Source organism: Pseudomonas crudilactis (genome assembly GCF_013433315.1).
Taxonomy (GTDB): Bacteria; Pseudomonadota; Gammaproteobacteria; order Pseudomonadales; family Pseudomonadaceae; genus Aquipseudomonas; species Aquipseudomonas crudilactis.
This window is the reverse complement of record NZ_WXVV01000021.1, coordinates 121,611-137,546: the sequence shown is the minus strand read 5'-3', so window position 1 is coordinate 137,546 and position 15,936 is coordinate 121,611. Positions and strand designations below refer to the sequence as shown.

Below are 15,936 nucleotides of genomic sequence, written 5' to 3'. Positions count from 1 at the left end.
GCCCCACCCTCTCCCCCTGCAAAAAACTCCTCGGCGGCCCATCGTTCAAACTCAGTATCGCCACCGCCCCCCGACTCCCCGCCATCACCCCGCTCACCTTGATGTCCACCGGCGCCGTTTGATTGGAAAACCACTGCAACGCCGGGCTATCACTTCGTGCCGCCAGCAACTGCGGGGCCGCTGCCGGGGTGTGTGATTCGGCGGAGGTCAGTAGCAGCGACGACCATGTCCCCACGCCGACCAGCGCGGCGAGCAGCGCGAGGGCCTGGACCATTTGGGGTCGGGAAAAGCGTGTGGTGAAGGTCATGGGTTGAATCTCCTTTTTATCCCTGCTGTCAGCCTACGCGGCAATTCTCTCCGTTTTATTTCACACGTCTTACATGTTGGCCGTGCACGATGGCGCAGGACGCAAAGGAGCGCGCGATGAACAGGCAACAGGGTTTTACGCTGATCGAGTTGATGGTGGTGCTGGTGATCATCGGCATCGCCAGTGCGGCGATCAGCCTGAGTATCAAGCCGGATCCGTTGCAGTTGCTGCGCAAGGATGCCGAGCGTGTGGCGCAGTTGCTGCAGGTGGCGCAGGCGGAGGCGCGCGCGGATGGCCGGCCGATTGTGTGGGTGAGTGATGCCAAGGGGTTTCGGTTTAGTCGGCGCAGTGACAGTGGCAAGGGGTTTGATCATTTCGCGCAGGATCCGCAGTTGCGGCCGCGTGCCTGGCAGAGTCCGAAAATGGAGGTGCGGGTGGAGCCGAAACAGAGGGTTGTGCTGAACGCTGAGTGGATCAATCCGCCGCTGCAATTGACGTTGTCGGATGGCTTGAATCGCTTGAGTGTGCTGCGTGATGGCAGTGGCAGGATCAGCCTGCAATGAAGCGCCAGCAAGGGTTTACGTTGATTGAAGTGATGGTCGCGATTTTGCTGATGGCGGTGGTGAGTCTGATTGCCTGGCGGGGGCTGGACAGTGTGACGCGGGCGGACAGTCATTTGCAGGCGAGCAGTGAACAGAGTGACGGTTTGTTGCGGGCGCTGAATCAGTTGCAGCGGGATGTGGAGATGCGGGCGGGGATTGAGTTGACTGAGCCGAAGAAGGTTGGGGTGGATGATGAGCCGACGACGGCGCCGGCCGCTCTGACTGTGCGCAGTAGCGACAGTAAGGGGTTTCGTCTGGACATCATTCGCACGGCGACGGATCAGCCGGGGGCCTTGCAGCGGGTGCGCTGGTGGGTCAAGGGCGACACGTTGTATCGGGCGGTGGCTGAGGCGCGGAGTCGGTATCCGTTGCCGGCGCCAAGGAATGGGGTGGCTGTTTTGAGTGATGTCAGTGATGTGCAGGTGCGGGTTTGGGAGGTGGATAAGGGGTGGCGGCAGTTGAGTGGGAATCGACGGGAGGATCCGTTGGGGTTGGAGATTCGGTTGAGTCGGGGGACTGCGCAGGGGGTGGAGAAGTATCGGCAGGTGATTGGGCCGTTGCAGTAGATCGCCGCCAGGAATCAAATGCGGGAGGGGATTGCTCGCGGGCGTGGTGGGTCAGTCAACATGGTTGTTACTGATGGATCGCTTTCGCGAGCAGGCTCGCTCCCACAATTGGATTGGGGCGAGTCAGTTGGGGATTGGTTGTCTGGCCGGACGTCTTCGCGAGCAGGCTCGCTCCTACAGTTGGATTGGGTGAGGTCAGTTGGGGATTGGTTGGCTGTTAGGCCGTCATCGCGAGCAGGCTCAATCCTACAATTGGATTGGGGGTGGTCAGTTGGGGATTGGTTGGTTGGCAGGTCGTCTTCGCGAGCAAGCTCGCTCCCACAGTGGGAATGGGTGGAGTCAGTTGGGGATTGGTCGGCTGTGAGGCCGCCTTCGCGAGCAGGCTCGCTCCCACAGTTTTTAATCTGCGTACAGCCCCAGCGGCAAAGCCGCCCCACTCAACAGGATGAGCGTTAGCTCGGCTGCAGCTTTTGATCTTGATCCACGGGCGACGTCGGAAGGCTGAGTGGAGGGATTCATCCGGGGGTGGGAGCGCAGCGACCGTTTGGCGCAGCCAAATGCATCGAGAGGAGGTGCAGCGAAGCAAACCGTAGGCGATGCGCCCGGATGGATCCCGGAGCGAAGGAACCCCGAGTCCCAGCGAGCGGGCCGCACGTAGGAGCAAGCGTTTTTTTGCTTACTTTTTTTAGGCGTTTGTAAAAAAAGTGAGTCGCCGTAAGGGCGAAACCCTAAGCAGCCATAACCGCAGCAACGGATATGTCCCCAATAAAACCCACTAACTCAAAACGACAACGCCGCCAGGCAGCTCAGTGCAGTTGACGCCATAAGCATCGCGAATCAGCAATGCAACGCCAGCAAGTTGATCAAGGCTAAAGCGCGCCTGCACCCGCCGCTGCCCAAGCTCACGATTAAGCAGCAACAACATCCCCGGCCGATACCGATTGATCTCATCAATCATCTGGCTCAGCGTAGCGCCGTTAAACACCAGCACCTGCTGACGCCAATTCATCACCGCCGCCGTGTCGACACTCTGCACACTGCCAACCTGCCGCGCGTCATAGGTCACCTGCTGCCCCGGTTCAAGACGCAGGCTACGCCCCTCAACATCCACTTCAACCGCGCCATCAAGGCAAGTCACACAAACTTGCTGATCGGTATTACGCAGGTTGAACCGCCCCTGACTCGCACGCAACCACCCTCCCCCAGCCTGCATCGCCAACGGCAACCGCGCGGTCTGCACTTCAACTTCACCACTGACCAGTTCAAACCCCTGCACACCGTCAGACACCGCACGCTGATTAATCCGCGTCTGAGTGTTCAGCTCCAGGCTCACACCCTGCACAGGTTCAAAACGCCGCTGCTGGCCAACTTCAGTGATGTAGTCAGCGCCCAGCCCTTCAAAACCACCAGGAATCGTCCCGCGCACCAGCAAAAACGCCGCCGACGCAGCAATCGCCCCACCGAGAAAAGCACGTCGACCAAACCCGCGTGGCGCTTGCATCTGCTCCACGGCCGGTTGCAGTTGCTGCCACAACCGCTTGGCCTCTTCGAACGCGCGGGCATGCTCGGCACTCTGCGCGCACCATTCGCGCAGGGCGCGGGCATCGGCCACGGTGGCGCGTCCGGAGGTCAGCAGGACCAGCCAGTCGCGGGCTTCGCTGTGCAAATTGTCGACCGCCGATGGCTCGGCAGGTGTCAGTCGAAAGATGTTCAAACGCGCAGATTCTCAACGAATTGATCGGGCACTATTCAGAAGACGGTTTTCCGGCCCCGCGACCGAACCGCTGAAACACTTTTCTTTCCAGTTTCGCGGCGCAGAAGCCCAACGCGGCTTTGATTTCCTTCTCGACCATGCGCGTGGAAATGCCGAAGCGCTGCGAGATTTCCAGATGCGGCGCCTCTTCCAGACGCGCCGCGATAAAGATCTTCCGGCGCCGTGCGGGCAGCTCGTACAACGCACTGAGCAGTGACTGGATTTCCTTCTGCCCACCCACCACCCGCGCCGGATCGAGGGCTTCGTCGCCGATTTGCAGCAGCTCCTCGACTTCCTCGCCGGTGAGCAGGCGCGCATCGGCCTGGCGGCGGTCGGCGGCGATGTTCAGGGCCATGCGATAGAGGTAGGCATTGGGCCGCAGGACGTTCGGCGGCGTCTCCATGCGGTCGACCCGCAGGTAGGTTTCGTGCAGCACGTCGTTGGCCAGATCTTCCGAACCGAGACGCCTGCGCAGGCGCACCCGAAAGTCCTCGTAGGAGGCCAGGAACAGTTGGACCATCGAACCTTGTCCGGCGTCTTTCATCCCCCGGAAACTCCTTCCCATTTGGTGCATTCCATGCGTTTCCCTGACGACTCCGGTAACAACAGCAACGTGACCGGCTGACGCAAGGCGCTGGGCGTCGGCCGGTCGATTTTGAGGTTGCGAAAACTTTCCACCAGCGCGTTGTCGCGCCGTACATCACCGGTCGAAGTGACCAACCGGTTGTGCTGCACCAAGCCGTCGCGGCCGACCCAGACCTGCAACACCGCGCGATAACTGCCCGGCCGGGTCAGCGGCGAGCGGCACAGGTTGCGCTCGATCGCCGCTTGCACCGCCGTCGCGTAACTGCGGTTGACCGCGACGCTTTCCGGCGTCTGTTTTTGCGGCGGCGCCGGCACGTCTTCGACCTGCGCCACTTGCAAGGTAAACGCATCGTCGCGGGCGTAACGCGCCATCAACCCACTGCCGCCGAGCAAGCGACGCAGGGCATCGGCGGCGGTGTATTCACCGTCCACCGCCAACGAACGACGACCGCGACTCAACTGACTGTCGACCAGCACCGCAACGCCAGTGGCATGGCTGTACTGATCCAGCGCGTGCGCCAGATCCTGTGCCGGAATGTGCAGCGTCATGCGCAAGTCCGCCGGCACCGCGTCGGCCATGGCGTGGCCCGCCGCACAGCCAAGCAGCCACCCCAGACACATCCGGCGCACAAGCCTCGTTGAACGCTGAAAACCGTCCGTGGAATTGCCTCGCTGCACGGCTGACGAATCCTTGGAAATCGTCATCCTGAGGGCTGTTTATGAATCTGGTGTGACGGGCGGTGCAAAAAAACCATCACGGGAATTGCGCAAGGCTTGCACTAGACTCAAGCCATAGCGCGGCCCCATCGGGCCGGCCAGGAGGCGAGCATGAAAACACTGTGGCGAATCAGCCTTGGCGGACTGTTGTTGATGGCGCTGTCGAGCGCTTATGCCGAGGAACCCTTGGGCTGTGTCGAGGTGACGGTCGGCGGCTACAAGGCGCCGAATTACGACTGTTTGAGCCAGCAGATGGGCAACAACCCGGAAGGCGCTGCGGCGGCGCAGAAGAATCAAGAGGCGATGAATGTGCCGGTGAATAAGCGGCCGCCGAATCAGGTTGGCCTGGCGACACCGGCGGCGACCAGCACGCGGATGGGGAATACCTTTGGCACCTCGGTGAAACCGCAACGGCCGGCGAATTAGGGCTGCGATCTTTTGATCTTCAATCGCTAGGCGTTTGGCGGAAGCTCACCGCGAGGCGATTCCAGCTGTTGATGGTGGTCACGGCCATGGTCAGGTCGACCAGTTCGCCTTCGCTGAACTGCTCGCGCGCCTGCTGATACACCTCATCAGGCACGCGGCTCTCCGCCAACAACGTCACCGCCTCGGCCCAGGCCAGCGCCGCACGTTCGCGCGGGTTGAAGAAGTTGCTGTCGCGCCACACCGCGATCGCATACAAACGCCGATCACTCTCCCCGGCCCGTCGCGCATCCACCGAGTGCATGTCGGTGCAGAATGCGCAGCCGTTGAGCTGCGAGGCACGGACCCTGATCAACTGCAGCAGCGGCTGCTCGATACTGAGGTTGGCGGTCAGTGCCTCCATGGCAATCATCGCTTTCATCGCCTTGGGCGAAGCGTTGTAGTAATCCAGGCGCGGGGACATGGGCTAGTCTCGGTAGACGGAATAATGACTTCACCGTAAACGCCGACAGCGATGCATTACAGCCCCAATTTGTCGAATTGTGGGTACACCACTGAATCGCGGATATACACGATACCTGTGGGAGCGAGCTTGCTCGCGAAAGCGCCAATCCAGACACCCTATTTGGCGACTGGCACACCGCATTCGCGAGCAAGCTCGCTCCCACAGGGGATCTAGGCCAATTTCGGGTTTTTCGGGTAGGCAACTATTGCCGATCTCGCAACAGCGGTAATCTGGCCGGCACGCCTAATAGCCTCGGGAGCCTCGTCGGTATGGAACTTCACGTCGTGATCAACGGCCGCAAGGATCTTGCCGGTCAGTTGTATCAGCAGCTGCGCGGTGCCATTGAGTCCGGGCGCCTCGCCGCTGGCACGCAACTGCCGCCCAGCCGTCTGCTCGCCGAGCAACTGGGGATTTCGCGCAAGACCATTTCCGACACCTACGCGCAACTGACCTACGAAAACTTCCTCACCGGGGTGATCGGCAAGGGCACCTACGTCAACGCGCGCCCGGCGCAGGTCCAGCGCAAGCAAAGCCACACCGAACTGGCCAGTGCCGAGGTGATCGAGAGCTGGCGCAATCTGCCGGTGTTCCTCCGTCACCCGACGCTGGAAGGCTCGCTGCGCTACGATTTCATCGGTGGCGCCACCAGCAAGGGCCAGTTTCCGCAGGATGACTGGCGCCGCTGCGTCGCCCATGCGATGCGCCAAATGGGCCAGTCCAAGGGTTTCTACAGCGTCGCCGAAGGCCTGCCGGCGCTGCGCAATGCGATTGCCCGGCACATCGCGTTTTCCCGGGGGATCAACTGTCAGGACGAAGACATCGTGGTGTGCAACGGCGCGCAACAGGCGCTGGATCTGATCACCCGCGTGCTGATCCGCCCCGGCAGTCTGGTGGCGATGGAAGATCCCGGTTATCCGCCGGCGCGCCTGCTGTTCGGCACCCATGGCGCCGAGGTGGTCGGGATCCCCGTGGATGCCGAGGGCATTCAGGTCGAGCACATTCCCGATGGCACGCGCCTTATCTATGTGACGCCGTCGCACCAGTTTCCGCTGGGCATGCCGATGAGTCAGGCGCGCCGTGAGGCCTTGCTGGCTCGCGCCCACGAGCTGGGTGCGATCATCATCGAGGACGACTATGACAGCGAGTTTCGCTACGAAGGCCGGCCGACCGATTCGTTGTTCAATCTCGATCAGCGTGGCATCGTCGCTTACGTCGGTACGTTCTCGAAAACCCTGCTGCCGGAGCTGCGTTTGGGTTATGCAATCCTGCCGCCGGCGATTCTCGAAGCGGTGATCCGTGCCAAGCAACTCACCGATCTGCACGCCTCGACCCTGCCGCAATGGGCGCTGGCCAAGTTCATCGCCGAGGGCTGCCTGCTCAAGCATATCCGCCGCTGCCATGCGATTTATGCGCAGCGCCGCGAGCGGATTCTGGCGCGCATGGCCACTGATCTGGCGCCATGGCTGGAGGCGGTGCCGGCCAGCGCCGGTTTCCACATGGCAGTGTTCTGCAAAGTGCCGATCGACCTGCCGCTGGTGATCGAACTGGCGAAAAAAGTCGAAGTCGGTTTGTACTCGATCAATGGTTTCTACCATCAACAACCGGCAAAGAACGGCCTGTACTTCGGCTTCGGCGCCATCGAAACCCTCGACATCGATATCGCTCTGGATCGCCTGCGCGACATTCTCCAGCAGGTCGCCTGAGCGATTGGCATAAAGATTTAACCGCCGATTGGTTATTGGTCTTCCGGGGGTGCAGGCCTATCCTGCACAGGCGTTATCCCTCAATGAGCAGGATTCGTCCGGCCTGATTCAGGAGTGTGAGCAATGTCCAACGAAGTGATCAATACGGTCCAGGTGCAGGCTGCCGCCGGCCGCTCGGATGAACTGGGCAGGCAACTGCAGAAGATCGTCGACACCCTGCGCGAAACGCCGGGCTGCGATTCCTACCTGGTCGACCGCTGCCCCGAGGACAGCCACCGCTGGACGGTCAGTGCCCGCTGGCAGTCGGAAGCGGCGATGCAGGCGCATTTCAACCGGCCCGAGGCGCAGGGGTTTATTGACCTGATCGATAGTCGATTGGCCAATAGCGTGGATTTCAATAGCTTTCCCATTGTCTGATCTGGCCCCTTCGCGAGCAAGCTCGCTCCCACAGGTTCTGCGGTTGCTCACCTATCTTGTGAACAACAGATAACCCTGTGGGAGCGAGCTTGCTCGCGAAGGCGTATTACGCCACACCGATAGCCTTTCTGACACGCCGGCAATTGGTCACCTGATCTTCCCGAATATTGGCCGTTTGAATGCCCCGCCCCCCGGACTACTGTGATCAGCAACACCCCGATCATCACAGGTAACCCGCCATGAAAGCCCTGCCCTTCTTCGCCGCCGCCCTCGCCCTGAACCTCTGCACCTCGGCCGCCTTCGCCCACGATCCCTCGGAAAAAGTCACCGTCCTGCAAGACCAGATGCTGAAAAACGCCCCCGGCAAAAAAGCCATGATGATCGAGGTGGACTACAAGCCCGGCCAGTCCTCCATCGCCCATAAACACGACGGCACCGCCATGGCTTACGTGCTTGAAGGTGAAGTAATTTCCCAGGTCAAAGGTGAACAACCGATCACCTACAAGAAGGGTCAGTTCTGGTACGAACCCGCCGGCTCCGAACATCTGGTGTCGAAAAATGCCAGCCAGACCAAGCCTGCCAAGTTGCTGGTATTCATGGTGCTGGCCCCGGATGAACAAGTGTTGATCCCGCTGAAAAACTGATGGCTGTTTAACCAGCCATAAATAAACGGGCGCAAATCGACGATTGGCGCCTTTTTATTTCCCTGCGCAATTAGCTGCTACGGGTTAAAGCCAATCAAACTATTGCTTAGGTTTTATTACAGCAAACTGTCAGCTTGGCGGGTTTAGTCTGAATTAACTGTCGTCACCGACGGCATTTCAAACTTTCCGACTGATGTTGTTTCACGGGAGAAACACCATGAAACTTGCGCTCACCAGTGTCTTGGCGATATCTGTTTTAGCTCTGTCAGCCTGTTCAGTCCCCACCGCGCCCCAAGCCGTTTCCTCACTGGACACAATGCTCCCCCATCCCACCGGCCGCAGCAGCGCCACCCAGGTAAAAAGCGGTACCGGCGTGTCGCTCGGCGTGGTCTACAGCCCGAGCACCCAGTCCAATCGCGAATACCTGCGCGACTATCAAGCCAACGCCGGCACCGGTTTCGGCCAGAGCCTGCTGGTGCAGCCGATTCATGACGCCTACGTCGCCAGCTCGAAACCGGACATGGCGGTGGAATGGGTGAATGCCTCGCTGCAACGTCAGTTCGGCTCGGTGACGGTGTACCCGGACATGCAAAGCCTGCGTGCGGCCAGACCGGATGTGGTGGCGATCGTTGATACCCATAGCCAACTGATCACCTCACGTAGCTCGGATATCAAAGCGGATGTCAGTGCCGATTTTTACGATGCACGGTTGAATTACATCGGTACGGCGAAAGGTTCGGATGCACGGGAGTTGACGCCGGTGTGGGCGGACTTCAAGCGCTCGGAAGAGATTGTTGCCGATATTAACCAGCAGCAGGATGTGCAAGTTCGGGCGCTGCATAAGTTTGACCAGTCACTCAACAATTTAGTCGCGCGCCCTGCGGCCAAGGTGTCGATGCTCGACAGTAAACAGAATAAAAAACTGTATTGAACGTAAGGCTCGCTCCCACAGGGTAATGCGGTCAATTGTGGGAGCGCTTTGCTCGCGAAGGTGTCGAGAACACAGCATCCGCTCCATGGAAAAAACAGTTTGTCTACTGTCAGAGCTGACAGTAGACGTCCGTCTCACAAGTCCTTTCAATGTTCTGACTGCGTTGATCCCAAGTCAGCCCTGGCTATCGGTGTCTGCAACATTCGCTCACCTCAAGGAGCATTGAATGAACACCTCATCGAACACATCGACTGCGCCAATCCTCGACCCGACTTTTGGCCCTGATGAAACAGGGATCACCTGGCTCCAATATCCCGACGGTGTCAGCGGGATTGCCGGAGGCATGAGCGTCGCACCGGACAACAAAATCCTGATCGCAGCCCGCACCGGGACGGAGTTTTCCCTATCGCGGCTGAATGCTGATGGCAGACAAGATGACAGTTTTGGCAATCAAGGAACCGTGACGGGTGGATTCGCCCCTGGCTTCCGATCCACAGGTAAGAACGTCCAAGTCCTCAGCGACCGGAACATCCTCCTCGAAGGCTGGTTTGAACTTGAGGAATACGCGCCCCAGGAACGCGGGCTGGCACTTTTCGACGACAAGGGCGTGCCCGTCAAAAGCTTTGGAAATGGAGGGTTTACCGTCATCCATCCCCTCAGTACCCCACAGTACCGACTTTCGGCAGAAGAGATTAAGCGCAAGGGCCCGGCTGCATCCAGTCAACGTGGCAATACGATTGAGTTGCCCGATGGCAAGCTCATGGTTCTGAGCTATCACCGGTACAGCTACTATGACGAAGTGGGCGTGTTGATGAGGCTGAATAAAAATGGATCGCTGGATACAACCTTCGCCGACGGCAAAGGCTACATCCTCATTCAATACCTCGCTAACTTGACCTGGGCAGGCTCCTTGATCGCCCTCAAGGATGGAACCTTTGCCGTTGCTGGAAGTGCATATATCGAAGAAAAAACGTTTGCCATGATGGCCCGATTTGACACGCAAGGTAGCCCGATCAAGGATTTTGGAATCAACGGCTATATAACGTTTGATTTCGAAGGTGAACTCAACCAACTAACCGAACTGATAGAAATGCCTGACAAGAGCATCATCGGTGTCGGCAGTAGCCACTCGGCCTTAGTTTTCAAGAGCGTTTTGGTGTGCGTCGATACCCAAGGCAAAGCGGTGCCGACATTCAATCGAGGCAAGCCTGTTTTCACGACTTATCCGCAAGCTACAGGAGGAATCCAATGGTCCGGTGCTGTGTTGCGCACAGGTGGTCGGATCCTCACAGTCGGCAACCCCCTGCGGGAGGAAAACTCGCAAATCGTCCTTGCCCAGTTCAAAGCAGACGGCATTCTCGATGCGGCGTTTGGCAATCAAGGGCTACTGATCCTCGATTTGACTGACCACCTCGACATAGCTGAGGCTGTGGCAATTCAGTTGAATCAGATCATTGTGGCGGGTAATGCCCTGTCATCCATCACGGTCCCGCGCAACTTTGCCTTGCGCTGTTCGCCTCTCTACTGAGGCATAAAAAAACCCCGGCATCTCACGACACCGGGGCTTTTTCATTCAACCACTACTTACGCCAGTTCAAGCTCGGCATTCGCAGCAGCCGCAGGCACGACCGCTTGCCCGCTCAACGCCAGATCCAGCAGTTCACGGTTGGCCACCGCATACATGGCGTAGTCCGTGCCGCTCGCCGCACGGATTTCCACCAGCATGGCGCGCCAGCGCGAGATCATGCTTTCGTGCTGTTCCATCCACAGCGCCAGACGTGCTTCCACGTCCAGCGTGCCGTCGCCCTGTTGCAGGACGGAGATGGTGATCGCACGTTGCTGCCAGTCGACGTCATCACGGAACGCTTCACGGGCCAGGGCCTGCCAGTTGTTTTCAACCGGCAGCGCGCTGATCTGTTGCAGGTACCAGGTGATGTCCAGCGCACTGCCCACGGCGAAGTAAGCCTTGGCCACTTCGGCAGGGTTCTGGCCAGTCACGTCGGACGCTTCGATGATCGGCAGCAGGGTGTACAGGTGCGAGGTGCCCGCAACCATACGCGCCAGCAATTCCGGCACACCGGCTTCGACGTACGCCTGATAACGCGCCTGCCAGTTTTCACGGATTTCGCCGCTCAGCAGTTCGTCGAGTTTCAGGCCCAGCTCTTTCAGGTGCGGACCGAAGTGCGCGACGTCACGGGCAGCGTTCTGCTCGTTGCGACGGGCACGCAGGAACCAGCGCGTGGCGCGGCGACCCAGACGCATCAGTTCGTCCATCAGCTCCAGCTGCACATCAGCGCTGACTTGGTAGTCCAGCGCTTCGATCTGACGGAACCAGTGCGGGAGGTGGAAGATGTCGCGCACGATCACGTAAGCGCCGGCCACGTTCGCCGGGCTCATGCCGGTCGACTCTTTGAGTCGTTGAACGAAGGTGATGCCCATGTGGTTGACCAGGTCGTTGGCGATCTGGGTGCTGACGATCTCGCGCTTCAGACGGTGACGACGCATGGCTTCGGAGAACTTGCTGACCAGAGACGGCGGGAACGCCGTTTCCATGTCGCGGGTCAGGTAATCGTCATCCGGCACCAGGGAGCCCAACAGCTGCTCTTTGAGGTCGATCTTGCTGTAGGAGATCAGCACCGACAGCTCAGGACGGGTCAGACCGTGGCCTTCAGCAATGCGCTCGGCCAGTTGCTCTTCGGTCGGCAGGAACTCGATGGCACGGTCCAGCTTGCCACGGCCTTCCAGATCGCCCATCAGACGCTTGTACTCAGCGATGCGCGCATACGCACGACGCGCCGCCAGGGACAAAGCCTGAGTCTGCTTGTAGTTGTTGCCCAGCACCAGATTGCCGACTTCGTCGGTCATGCTCGCCAGCAACTGGTTGCGTTGCTTGTCGGTCATGTCACCGGCCTGAACCACTTCGTTCAGCAGGATCTTGATGTTCACTTCGTGGTCGGAGCAGTCCACGCCACCGGCGTTGTCGATGAAGTCGGTGTTGGAACCGCCGCCATTCAGACCAAATTCGACACGACCCAGTTGGGTCATGCCGAGGTTACCGCCCTCGCCCACGACTTTGCAGCGCAGCTCGTTGCCGTTCACGCGCAGTGCATCGTTGGCCTTGTCGCCGACATCGGCGTGGCTTTCGGTGCTGGCCTTGACGTAAGTACCGATACCGCCGTTCCACAGCAGATCCACTGGCGCCTTGAGCAAGGCGTTCAGCAGTTCGGTCGGGGTCAGTTTGTCGGCCTTGATGTCGAAGCGTTCCTGCATCTGCGGGGAGATCGCGATGCTCTTCGCGCTGCGCGAGAAGATACCGCCACCTTCGGACATGATGCTGGTGTCGTAGTCGGTCCAGGCCGAACGCGGCAGGTCGAACATGCGCTGACGCTCAACGAAGCTGGTCGCCGGGTTCGGGTTCGGGTCGATGAAGATGTGCATGTGGTTGAAGGCCGCGACCAGTTGCAGCTTGTCGGACATCAACAGGCCGTTACCGAACACGTCACCGGCCATGTCGCCGACGCCGACAACAGTGATGCTGTCTTCCTGAACATTGATGCCGCGCTCGCGGAAGTGGCGTTGTACGCCAACCCACGCGCCTTTGGCGGTGATGCCCATTTTCTTGTGGTCGTAACCGGCCGAACCACCGGACGCAAACGCGTCACCCAGCCAGAAGCCGTAGTCGATGGCGATGCCGTTGGCGATGTCGGAGAAGGTCGCAGTGCCCTTGTCCGCCGCGACTACCAGGTACGGGTCGTCATCGTCGTGGCGCACCACGTTCAATGGCGGTACCAGCGCGCCGTCTTTCAGGTTGTCGGTGATGTCCAACAGACCGGAAATGAAGATGCGGTAGCAGGCGATGCCCTCGGCTGCGATCTCGTCACGGCTGCCGCCCAGAGGCAGACGACGCGGCAGGAAGCCGCCCTTCGCACCCACTGGCACGATGACCGAGTTCTTCACTTGTTGAGCTTTAACCAGGCCGAGGACTTCGGTACGGAAGTCTTCTTCACGGTCGGACCAGCGCAGACCACCACGAGCGACGTTACCGAAGCGCAGGTGCACGCCTTCAACGCGTGGCGAGTAGACGAAGATTTCGAACTTCGGCACTGGCTTCGGCAGTTCAGGGATCGCGTGCGGGTTGAACTTGAAGCTGAAGTACGACTTGTTCTGGCCGTTGGCATCAGTCTGATAGAAGTTGGTCCGCAGGGTGGCTTTGATCAGGTCGAGGTAACGACGCAGGATACGGTCTTCGTTGAGCACCTGGACGTCGTCCAGTGCAGTCAGAATCGCTTGTTCCAGACGCAGTTGCTTGTCTTCCAGATCGTCGTCGCTGAGTTTGCGCGCCAGATAGAAGCGGGTCTTGAACAACCGGGTCAGCTCGCGAGCGATGTCGGTGTGGTTGTTCAGGGTGCTGGCGATGTAACCCAGATCGAAGCCCAGACGAATCTGCTTCAGGTAACGCGCGTAAGCACGCAGCAGCGCCACGTCGCGCCACGGCAGACCGGCGGTCAGTACCAGACGGTTGAACGCATCGTTTTCGGCGTCGCCGCGAACGATGTGGACGAAGGCGTCCTGCAGGGTGTCGTTGAGTTGCTGGATGTCGAGGTCGAGGCCTTCAGCGGCGGTGAACGCGAAGTCGTGAATCCAGAACTCGCGGCCATTGGTGTGACGCAGACGGTACGGGAATTCACCCAGTACGCGCAGGCCGAGGTTTTCCAGAATCGGCAAGACGTCGGACAGCGCCAGCGGGGTGTCGGCGTGGTACAGCTTGCAATGCAGCTCGCGCTGGCCGGAAACCTGACCGAGCGGCTGATAGAAGCTCATCACCAGCGGATTTTTTTCGTTGAGGCTCAGCAGGTGCTGCATGTCGACCACGGCCGAATGCGCGGCGAAACGCTCGCGGTAACCAGCCGGGAAGCCTTTCGGGAAGTCGGCCAGCACGTTGGTGCCGTGAGCTTCGCCGAAGCTTTCGACGGTCAGTGCGGCGTAGTCGTCCTGCCAGCTGCGGCAGGCTTGCACGACTTCTTTTTCCAGCAGCACCGGGTCGATGTCGAGACGGTTTTTCGGGTCGACACGCAGGATCAACTGCACGCGGGCCAGAACCGACTCGGAGAAGAACGTCCAGAATTCGCAATCGGAAGCCTTCAGGCGCTCCATCAGCACTTGCTGGATCTTCTGGCGAACTTCGGTGGAGTAGATGTCGCGCGGCACGTAGGCCAGGCAGTAGCAGAAACGACCGTACGGGTCTTTGCGCAGGAACACGCGGATCTTGTTGCGTTCCTGGATCTGCACGATCGACATCACGGTGGTGAACAGTTCGTCGACCGGGGTCTGGAACAGGTCATCACGCGGCAGCACTTCCAGCACCTGCGCCAGTTCCTTGCCCAGGTGAGCCTTGGACTGGAAGCCAGAGCGGTGTTCGATTTCTTCGACCTTGCGGCGGATGAACGGGATGACCCGCACGCTCTCGCCATACACCGACGAGGTGTACAGGCCCATGAAACGATGTTCCTTGATGACTTTGCCGTCAGCGTCGATTTCACGGATCGACACGTAGTCCGGGTAAGCCGGACGGTGGACACGGCTCGGATGCGCAGCCTTGGCGAACGACAGCAGGGTCGGTTCGCGCAGGTAGCTCACGGCGTAGTCTTCGATGCGCAGGTCATCGTAGGTCAGGCCGGTGCGCAGCAGTTTGGTCAGGCCGAGGAAGGAGTTCTGGTCGTACTCGATATGGCCGCCATCGGCCTGATCGGTGACCAAGAATTCTTCGTAGCCGAGGAAGGTGAAGTGGTTGCCCACCAGCCATTCCAGGAAGCTTTTGATTTCGTTCTTTTCGTCGGCATCAACGGCAAACGCGCTGTTGTCGAGTTTGGTGAGGATTTCCTGCACCTTGGCTTTCATCGGCTCAAAATCGGCGACCGCGACGCGGACTTCACCGAGAACCTGTTCCAGCTCTTTGCTCAGCACATTCAGTTCGGCCGCGTTGGCGCAGCGGTCGATTTCCAGGTACATCAACGACTCTTGCAGAATGTCGTCGCCCTGGGTGCCTTTCGGCAGGACTTCCAGCAACTCGCCCTTGCTGCCACGACGCACGCTGAGCACGGTGGTTTGCAGGGTGTGGATGCTGTAGCCGCGACGGTTCAGTTCGGTACGGACCGAGTCGACCAAAAATGGCAGGTCGTGGTGCAGGACTTCGACCGCGGTGTGGGTCGACTGCCAGCCATGACGCTCGTAATCGGGGTTGTAGACGCGCACTTGCGGTTGCGCGTGATCGAAGCGCTCAAGCAGGCGCCACGCAGAGAGAGTACAGCCAGCGAGGTCGGAGAGGCGACGTTGAGTCAGCTCGTCCAGGGAAATGATGCCGAAGAATTGTTCAGCGAACAGCGCCACTTGTGGCAGTGCCTGTTCACTGATGTGCTGCGCCAGTGCCGCTTGCAGTTGGTGCTGGAAGTCGGCTTTGCTGGCTGCGGTGAAGAACGCCATCTGTGGTACTCCGCTTAAGCTTGTTATTGATGGAAAGCGTCGCGTGCAACACCCCTTTCGGGGCTTGTGTCGCCCTGTTCCTGATTCTCGGGCAGAGGAAACAGGGGGACAGGTGGGTGAAGCTGGACGGGACACTCAGGTCACATTCACCTTCCATAGAATGAGCATCTGCAAAAGCGACTGCCAGCGGTGCCGACAATGCCTTTACGGGTGCTCATCCGTTGCGCAGCTTAAAGGGTGCGACAATGTGTCTGCTTGCGGTGCTGCGACATATTCGGTCATTGGCACGTAAACCGAGGGTTT

The 15,936-nt window shown here is 59.6% G+C and carries 14 protein-coding genes; 8 read left to right on the top strand and 6 right to left on the bottom strand.

Annotated features, from left to right (window positions below; all coding sequences use genetic code 11):
* On the bottom strand, window positions 1-307 hold a 307-nt coding region (locus tag GTU76_RS22070), incomplete at its 3' end, for a general secretion pathway protein GspC (RefSeq protein ID WP_180699589.1).
* 116 nt (window positions 308-423) lie between these two features.
* On the opposite strand from GTU76_RS22070, the gene gspH reads away from it, so the two are divergent.
* Both gspH and GTU76_RS22060 read left to right on the top strand, forming a co-directional pair.
* Entirely contained in the window at window positions 424-870 is a 447-nt protein-coding gene (gene gspH, locus GTU76_RS22065) for a type II secretion system minor pseudopilin GspH (protein ID WP_008087980.1), read from the top strand.
* Entirely contained in the window at window positions 867-1,475 is a 609-nt protein-coding gene (locus tag GTU76_RS22060) for a prepilin-type N-terminal cleavage/methylation domain-containing protein (RefSeq protein WP_180699588.1), read from the top strand. Before gspH ends, GTU76_RS22060 begins: the two co-directional genes overlap by 4 nt.
* Window positions 1,476-2,250: 775 nt before the next feature.
* Here the strand turns inward: GTU76_RS22060 and GTU76_RS22055 are convergent.
* From GTU76_RS22055 to GTU76_RS22045, 3 genes are read right to left on the bottom strand one after another with little or no spacing between them, the layout of a single operon-like run.
* Entirely contained in the window at window positions 2,251-3,189 is a 939-nt protein-coding gene (locus tag GTU76_RS22055; RefSeq protein WP_180699587.1) for a FecR family protein, read from the bottom strand.
* Between the two features lie 31 nt (window positions 3,190-3,220).
* Window positions 3,221-3,772 carry an RNA polymerase sigma factor gene (locus tag GTU76_RS22050; RefSeq protein ID WP_093437948.1) on the bottom strand — a complete coding sequence of 184 codons (552 nt, stop codon included), beginning with the start codon at window positions 3,770-3,772 and terminating at the stop codon, window positions 3,221-3,223.
* The gene (locus tag GTU76_RS22045) at window positions 3,769-4,434 is read right to left on the bottom strand and encodes a secretin and TonB N-terminal domain-containing protein (RefSeq protein WP_095122850.1); all 666 of its coding nucleotides are present in this window, start codon (window positions 4,432-4,434) and stop codon (window positions 3,769-3,771) included. The genes GTU76_RS22050 and GTU76_RS22045 overlap by 4 nt, the downstream gene beginning before the upstream one ends.
* 207 nt (window positions 4,435-4,641) lie before the next feature.
* Here GTU76_RS22045 and GTU76_RS22040 point away from each other — a divergent pair, with 207 nt between their 5' ends.
* Window positions 4,642-4,956, top strand: coding sequence for a hypothetical protein (locus tag GTU76_RS22040; protein WP_180699586.1), 315 nt, complete (start codon window positions 4,642-4,644; stop codon window positions 4,954-4,956).
* 19 nt (window positions 4,957-4,975) lie between these two features.
* Here the strand turns inward: GTU76_RS22040 and GTU76_RS22035 are convergent, their stop codons facing one another.
* On the bottom strand, window positions 4,976-5,416 hold the full coding sequence (locus tag GTU76_RS22035; RefSeq protein WP_180699585.1) for a carboxymuconolactone decarboxylase family protein: 441 nt from the start codon (window positions 5,414-5,416) through the stop codon (window positions 4,976-4,978).
* 311 nt (window positions 5,417-5,727) lie between these two features.
* Here GTU76_RS22035 and pdxR point away from each other — a divergent pair, with 311 nt between their 5' ends.
* The 5 genes from pdxR to GTU76_RS22010 all read left to right on the top strand — a co-directional run bounded on the left by pdxR (window position 5,728) and on the right by GTU76_RS22010 (window position 10,681).
* Window positions 5,728-7,161 (top strand): MocR-like pyridoxine biosynthesis transcription factor PdxR, encoded by a 1,434-nt coding sequence (pdxR, locus tag GTU76_RS22030; RefSeq protein WP_180699584.1) that lies wholly within the window; start codon window positions 5,728-5,730, stop codon window positions 7,159-7,161.
* 123 nt (window positions 7,162-7,284) lie between these two features.
* On the top strand, window positions 7,285-7,578 hold the full coding sequence (locus tag GTU76_RS22025; protein ID WP_108226751.1) for a putative quinol monooxygenase: 294 nt from the start codon (window positions 7,285-7,287) through the stop codon (window positions 7,576-7,578).
* Window positions 7,579-7,817: 239 nt separating this feature from the next.
* The gene (locus GTU76_RS22020; RefSeq protein WP_016984405.1) at window positions 7,818-8,222 is read left to right on the top strand and encodes a cupin domain-containing protein; all 405 of its coding nucleotides are present in this window, start codon (window positions 7,818-7,820) and stop codon (window positions 8,220-8,222) included.
* A 217-nt stretch (window positions 8,223-8,439) separates the two neighbouring features.
* Window positions 8,440-9,153: an ATPase gene (locus tag GTU76_RS22015; RefSeq protein ID WP_180699583.1), complete on the top strand. Its 714-nt coding sequence runs from the start codon at window positions 8,440-8,442 to the stop codon at window positions 9,151-9,153.
* Window positions 9,154-9,379: 226 nt separating this feature from the next.
* Window positions 9,380-10,681 (top strand): NHL repeat-containing protein, encoded by a 1,302-nt coding sequence (locus GTU76_RS22010; protein WP_180699582.1) that lies wholly within the window; start codon window positions 9,380-9,382, stop codon window positions 10,679-10,681.
* Between the two features lie 56 nt (window positions 10,682-10,737).
* Here GTU76_RS22010 and GTU76_RS22005 read toward each other — a convergent pair whose 3' ends face one another.
* Complete coding sequence (locus GTU76_RS22005) at window positions 10,738-15,633, bottom strand: NAD-glutamate dehydrogenase (RefSeq protein WP_180699581.1); 4,896 nt, start codon at window positions 15,631-15,633, stop codon at window positions 10,738-10,740.
* Between the last annotated feature and the right edge of the window lie 303 nt (window positions 15,634-15,936).

Excerpts from the sequence above, each read along its gene's own strand:
- GTU76_RS22015 (WP_180699583.1), top strand. The coding sequence starts at position 8,440 with ATGAAACTTGCGCTCACCAGTGTCTTGGCGATATCTGTTTTAGCTCTG.
- GTU76_RS22045 (WP_095122850.1), bottom strand. The coding sequence starts at position 4,434 with ATGTGTCTGGGGTGGCTGCTTGGCTGTGCGGCGGGCCACGCCATGGCC.
- GTU76_RS22005 (WP_180699581.1), bottom strand. The coding sequence starts at position 15,633 with ATGGCGTTCTTCACCGCAGCCAGCAAAGCCGACTTCCAGCACCAACTG.
- GTU76_RS22010 (WP_180699582.1), top strand. The coding sequence starts at position 9,380 with ATGAACACCTCATCGAACACATCGACTGCGCCAATCCTCGACCCGACT.
- GTU76_RS22020 (WP_016984405.1), top strand. The coding sequence starts at position 7,818 with ATGAAAGCCCTGCCCTTCTTCGCCGCCGCCCTCGCCCTGAACCTCTGC.
- GTU76_RS22035 (WP_180699585.1), bottom strand. The coding sequence starts at position 5,416 with ATGTCCCCGCGCCTGGATTACTACAACGCTTCGCCCAAGGCGATGAAA.
- pdxR (WP_180699584.1), top strand. The coding sequence starts at position 5,728 with ATGGAACTTCACGTCGTGATCAACGGCCGCAAGGATCTTGCCGGTCAG.
- GTU76_RS22040 (WP_180699586.1), top strand. The coding sequence starts at position 4,642 with ATGAAAACACTGTGGCGAATCAGCCTTGGCGGACTGTTGTTGATGGCG.
- GTU76_RS22025 (WP_108226751.1), top strand. The coding sequence starts at position 7,285 with ATGTCCAACGAAGTGATCAATACGGTCCAGGTGCAGGCTGCCGCCGGC.
- GTU76_RS22050 (WP_093437948.1), bottom strand. The coding sequence starts at position 3,772 with ATGAAAGACGCCGGACAAGGTTCGATGGTCCAACTGTTCCTGGCCTCC.
- gspH (WP_008087980.1), top strand. The coding sequence starts at position 424 with ATGAACAGGCAACAGGGTTTTACGCTGATCGAGTTGATGGTGGTGCTG.
- GTU76_RS22060 (WP_180699588.1), top strand. The coding sequence starts at position 867 with ATGAAGCGCCAGCAAGGGTTTACGTTGATTGAAGTGATGGTCGCGATT.